This window comes from Candidatus Villigracilis affinis (assembly GCF_016705895.1).
GTDB lineage: Bacteria > Chloroflexota > Anaerolineae > Anaerolineales > Villigracilaceae > Villigracilis > Villigracilis affinis.
Window position 1 is genome coordinate 1 of the sequence record NZ_JADJKT010000021.1, and the last position, 5,256, is coordinate 5,256.

The 5,256-nt window shown below is 51.8% G+C and carries 8 protein-coding genes; all 8 read left to right on the top strand.

What is annotated here, in order from left to right; genetic code table 11:
• Positions 1-329 (top strand): hypothetical protein (locus IPI86_RS09000; RefSeq protein WP_345297669.1); only part of this gene is annotated, 329 nt, incomplete at its 5' end.
• A gap of 52 nt (positions 330-381) precedes the next feature.
• On the top strand, positions 382-1,356 hold the full coding sequence (locus tag IPI86_RS09005) for a hypothetical protein (RefSeq protein WP_345297670.1): 975 nt from the start codon (positions 382-384) through the stop codon (positions 1,354-1,356).
• Positions 1,357-1,386: 30 nt separating this feature from the next.
• A complete protein-coding gene (locus tag IPI86_RS09010; RefSeq protein WP_345297671.1) occupies positions 1,387-1,578 on the top strand; it encodes a hypothetical protein in 192 nt (63 codons plus the stop codon).
• 275 nt (positions 1,579-1,853) lie between these two features.
• Positions 1,854-2,273: a hypothetical protein gene (locus IPI86_RS09015; RefSeq protein WP_345297672.1), complete on the top strand. Its 420-nt coding sequence runs from the start codon at positions 1,854-1,856 to the stop codon at positions 2,271-2,273.
• A 268-nt stretch (positions 2,274-2,541) separates the two neighbouring features.
• A complete protein-coding gene (locus tag IPI86_RS09020; RefSeq protein ID WP_345297673.1) occupies positions 2,542-2,685 on the top strand; it encodes a hypothetical protein in 144 nt (47 codons plus the stop codon).
• Positions 2,686-2,824: 139 nt separating this feature from the next.
• Positions 2,825-4,021: a hypothetical protein gene (locus tag IPI86_RS09025; RefSeq protein ID WP_345297674.1), complete on the top strand. Its 1,197-nt coding sequence runs from the start codon at positions 2,825-2,827 to the stop codon at positions 4,019-4,021.
• Between the two features lie 27 nt (positions 4,022-4,048).
• Positions 4,049-4,432 (top strand): hypothetical protein, encoded by a 384-nt coding sequence (locus IPI86_RS09030; protein ID WP_345297675.1) that lies wholly within the window; start codon positions 4,049-4,051, stop codon positions 4,430-4,432.
• Positions 4,433-4,721: 289 nt separating this feature from the next.
• Positions 4,722-5,256 (top strand): JAB domain-containing protein (locus IPI86_RS09035; RefSeq protein ID WP_345297676.1); only part of this gene is annotated, 535 nt, incomplete at its 3' end.

The window sequence follows — 5,256 nt, forward strand, 5'->3', positions numbered from 1 at the left end:
GATGCCGGTATCTGGAAGCGGCTTTGCCGATTCACATTTCAACATCGGAGGTATGCAACATGTTTGCTTCAATTATTATCGTGATGTGGGGGATCCAGTTTGGATTTCTTTCCATCCTCGCTCAGTTTACAAAGGATCGCGAACGCCGCAAGAAGCTTGAGCGCGTAGTATCAATCCCGGCTGTTATTGCCTTGTATATGACAATCTCCTGGTTAATGCCGCGCTCATCACCTGGACGAGCTAGGAGTATCGTCATTTGCTCTTGGGATGGCTCTCCTCTTTTTTCTGCTGATCCCAGCTGTGACCTATATCTTCAGCCCGGCATTTAACGATGCAGTTGTTGACTCTCGCCGCCCGCAACCGCGCGCTCGGAATTAGCCAATGGCCACCATAATCACAATACCGGTTGGTCTGGTTGGATTCCTTTGTGAAGTCACCGAAGAACCAGTCACGTTTCAAGAATGCTTGGCATGTGCCAAGCGCGGCGCACCAGGCTGCCCAATGGTGCCTGCCATTATTCACGATATCGCAAGCTCGATCCGCTCCCCTGAATACGCCAACGAACTCGCACAAAAGTCTGGTGCAGAAGTTGGTTTCTCGGCCACTGAACTGTTGGGCTGCCCGCGTCAATATCGGCTGAAGAAACAGCACCCCTTCTGGGAAAAGCCTTCAGGCATGTATCGCATGACCTTTGGCTCCGGGTATCACGCTGCACTTTCAGCCTATCAGGGCGGCATCACCGAAGAGACATTGACCTGGAAGTTCAAACTTCTGGGCAAGTCTGTCCTGTTGGTTGGGACTCCGGACCTGATCGAATTAATGGAAGATGGCTGGTTCATCACGGACTATAAAGTGACGGGCAATCCGCCTTTTGGACGCAAAGTTCCGATCTGCAATCACTGTGATCTGGAAATGTACAAAGGCGACGATGGCCTGACCTGTCGCAATTGCGGACCGCTTAACCCGCGTTCCTCCGCCATCTCGCGCATCTATCGTCCTGCGCAAGCGCGCTCTTCGCATGTGGAACAGGTCAACCTGTATGCGCTGCTGATCGAGAAGAACGCCGCTTTTCTGGCAAAGAAACACAACCTTGCCAAACCAGTGGAACATTCCAGCGGTGCCCAGATTGCCTATCTTTCACAGAAAGGCGTTGTGCGTTGCGATGTTCAGCTAGACCGCGCAGCGGCTCTTGAACTGCTGAAGCGAAGACTGGGCACATTGTTGTTAGACACCCTGCCACCCGTCATTGATGATGCGGAGGAGTTTTGGCGCTGTGACTTCTGTGCAGTTCGTACACATTGCGAGCAGCTCCACGGTGGACCCGTTGGCAAGCCTGCGAAAGAAACATCTGAATAAATATATCCACTCGAAAGGAGGTATGTCGTCATGACCAGCAAGAGCAATGGAAAGGAACAGGCCGTCCGAATCAATCGCCTGCTTGATTTTATCGAGAGGAAAAGCGAGGCGAAATTTCCCCGCAACTTTATCCAGGATATTCTTCTCGTCTTCGCAAGTATGTACGACCTTCATGCGCTGCTGAACTACTTCGAATCGGGCACAAGAGCGCCACGAAAGTGAGGACACTATCCTCGAAACAATCATGCACGACCTGTACGGCATTAAACAGGATCCCGAGACGTTTCGTCCGCGTTCTGCCAATACATCTGAATAAATGGGCTACTCGCCCAATCTACTATCAATCCCCTGAAGAACTTTTCAGGGGATTTCTTATTTGTTCCGCGCACGTGGGCGTGATCGGGTTCGATCCCCGAAGGAATATTTTGCATCCTTTGATGCAGGCTAACGCGGGATGATGCCGAACACCCGCACTAACTTTAAAGGAGGTATGCCACATGGCTGCCAATAGCAATACCAATTTCAAGAACCGCCCGTCCAATTACGTTATCTTCACCCTCATGGCGATTGCCGCTGGCGAGATGAAAGTCTCCCAGGCAGGTCACCCCTTTGCATTCACACGCGCCTTTCTCTCTCAGGGAAAAGACAAGGCGACCGGCGAATACAAGCCGTCGGTCTTCTTTGACGTGAAAGCCTTCTCGAAGGACGACAATGTGACTGCGCTCGTGCAGAGCATTGCGGACGTTCAGAACAAGGATCGCTTCACTGTGAAGGGACGCATGGGTATGGAAGAGTGGGACGGACAGGATGGCGTGAAGCACCAGAAAATGGTGATCTATGCGTTGTCCATCGAGCCGTTCACGTTTGATGAAAACGCTGCGGTTCCCGAAGAAGATCTGGAAGGCGAACCCGCCTAGCCAGCTTTTTCACAGCACGATCGAGACGCGTAGATCTTGCGCGTCTCACCTTCACCCCGAAAGGAATCACTCTTGCATCGAGCATGTGGGAGTGCCGGGTTCGACTCCCGGCGGGGTGCCTGCGGGCAGGGTCTTTTCTTGCTCCACAATAATATGTCTGCGCTTCTCTCAGTACCTGCCTTTGGAATAGCATCCTGAATGCTCTTTCAAGGGCAGGTGAATTTTGTATCTGTGGGCTATTCGCCCAATCCCCTGAGAGAGGTGCAGCATGTTAAACGCTTTCATGTGTGTCTTGATCGTGACCATGGCCGTTCTGTTTGTCTCGAATGCATACGCAATCTGGTATGCAAAGAGCGGACGATATGACCTGGATCGCCGTCTGGATGCCGCCGTCCGCCATAAGGCACGGTGACGAGAAAGCGAGTGGAGTCTTTTGACCCTGCTCGCTACTTTTTTATGGACTTCTTTGCGTGCTATTGTGCCCGACACAAGATCATGCGAAGCGGCCTGTGAAAACGCAGACGCTTAATAACTTATGGAGGTATGTCACCATGACTACAACGATTACGATCCAAAAATCAGAACTGGCAAACGCCGCAAGCATTGTCCAGCCCTTCTTTACAAAGAAAATGCCCCCAATATCCTGCATCCAAATACGCCTGAAAGACAAGCGTCTGGAAATGTTTAGCTCGCTTGGCTTTGAAGGTGGCAGCGCGTATGTTGCTATCCCCGCCTCTTTTACAGGCACGGATATGCAGCATTGGCAAATGCTGGATGGCCAGGCATTTGTGGATGTGCTTGCGCTGAGTACAGACACATTGTTGGAACTGACTTTTTCCGAAAACAGCCTGACCGTCAAAGAGATGGGTTCATGCGCCACCCTGAAATTGATCCAAAGCGTGGGGCTTGCGGAAGATACTTTCCCCGGGCAGGACGCTGCGATCACACTTGATGGCTTGAGCTTTGCCCACATGGTTCGTGTCGGGGAAGCCGCCAGCGATGACATTGCCCGTGCCACACTGACAGGTCTGTATCTTCATGCAGATCCCGCAAAAAGTGAAATTACTTCAGTGGCGGCAGATGGTTTCATCCTGAGTGTTGCGAGCTTTAAGACACGCAGCGCAAGCGAAGCGGTGAAGGGAGTGTATTCCGCGGATGCCCTGGCTCGCCTGGTGCGCGCGGCAAAACCTATGGAGTCCGACATCATCAGCCTGGCGTTCCAAAAAGCGAGTATGACCGTTTCGATCACACGTGTGGACTGCGAAGCGGTGTTCATCATTCCAATGCTGGGCAGGGATTATGTGGACTATGTACAGATCTTGCGCGGCAGTACACCGAAGGGTATGCAGATCGTTGTCCAAAAGAAAGCACTTGAATCCTTTCTGCGCCGCGCACGCACGATAAGCGGCGCGTTGTATCTACAGGCCAAAGGCGGTTATCTCTGGCTCCTGGCGGAGGATGAAGATAAAAAGATCGGTCGAGCCGTGGACAGCATTCCCTTTGAGGGAGGTTCAAAAGAAACAAGTCTGGTACTGGCGTATGGCATGAACGTGCTGCGCCAGGCAATTGTTTCATCCATCGCGCAGGATGAAATTACGATCACATTCCCGACAGGTGAAAAGGCTGCGCCCGCAATGGTGACTGGAGCATTCGCTTCAGTGATTGCGATGCCCTTGTCTCGCAGTCAGGAAGAGGCTGATCCGTTCAAGGGGCTCAAAGTCCCGCAGCCCGTTCTGCTTCCCATCTAAGTCAAACATTTTGAGGTATGTAACACGATGCAAACAAAATTTCCAACCTACGTCTCACCGGTTCAATCCAATGACGAGTACAGCGATGAACCCAGCCATTGCGCCTTTGAAGTACGGCCATCGGTCGTACTTCGGATCACCTGGTATCTCGCGCTCACGCGACTCATGCAGTTCTTCGCCAAATCATGCTCGGAAGTTCGATTCTATTTTTCGAGTATTGATTGGATATCCGTGATCGAAGATGACAACCTGCCTCATCAGGAAATCGTTGAAAAAGGCGGCTTCACTGACGAAGACACGCTCAGCTCCTTATTCAACAGTTGCGAAGATGGCTTACGTGGCCACGAAATCCAGTTGTACAGTGAAGGAACGATCCGCTTCCTTTGCTATCACAAACACAGCGGGGGTTGAGTTCTTCTCGGATGGAAATCAGCCTTCGGGTATTGTTTGACGCGCTGCGTTTTGAGCATGTTCTGGCTGAGTTTGAGCACCTCGTTCTTCTGCGCAAATCCAGAGCAGTGTTGAGGAGGTTATCACTTCCCCGTCACTGATATTGCAAAAAGAATAAACACCAACCAGAGGGACGCTACCCGCGTTCCTCTTTTTTATATTGACATGCACCGCCTGTTTATAAGCACCCTTATCAGCAGGCGGGACAGGTCAATCAGATCTGCCTAAATTCATTCGGAGGTCTGCTTTCATGCAAACAACATTTATGGGTGTTTCATACACCCCCTCAAAACTACAACTACTCGCCCTGCGCGAGACACCCGCTCAACGGTCCCTGACTGATTCGGCGGCTTGCACCAATCTTGAACTGCTATCCGCCATGATCGGCGGTCCCAAACAGATCGAGATCGCGGAATCCATCGTTGCTCATTTCAAAGGCGACCTGCACCTGCTCTTTCAAGCCTCGGTTGTCGAGTTGGTCTCCATCTCTGGAGTTGGCGAGGCAACTGCCGCGCGCATCAAATCTGCGCTGGCTTTATCGCGCCGCCTTTCCATGACAAGCATGGATCGCGTAACGGTCAACTCACCTGGCGATGCCGCAGCGATATGCGGTGACATGAGTACCTTCGATGTTGAACACCTGCGCGTCATCATGTTGAATACAAAGAGCATGGTGCTTGGTATTGCAGATGTGTACAAAGGCTCGGTCAACTCATCGCAGATCCGGGTGGCTGAGGTCTTTCGCCCGGCACTTCAACGCAATGCACCAAGTATTGTTATTGCAC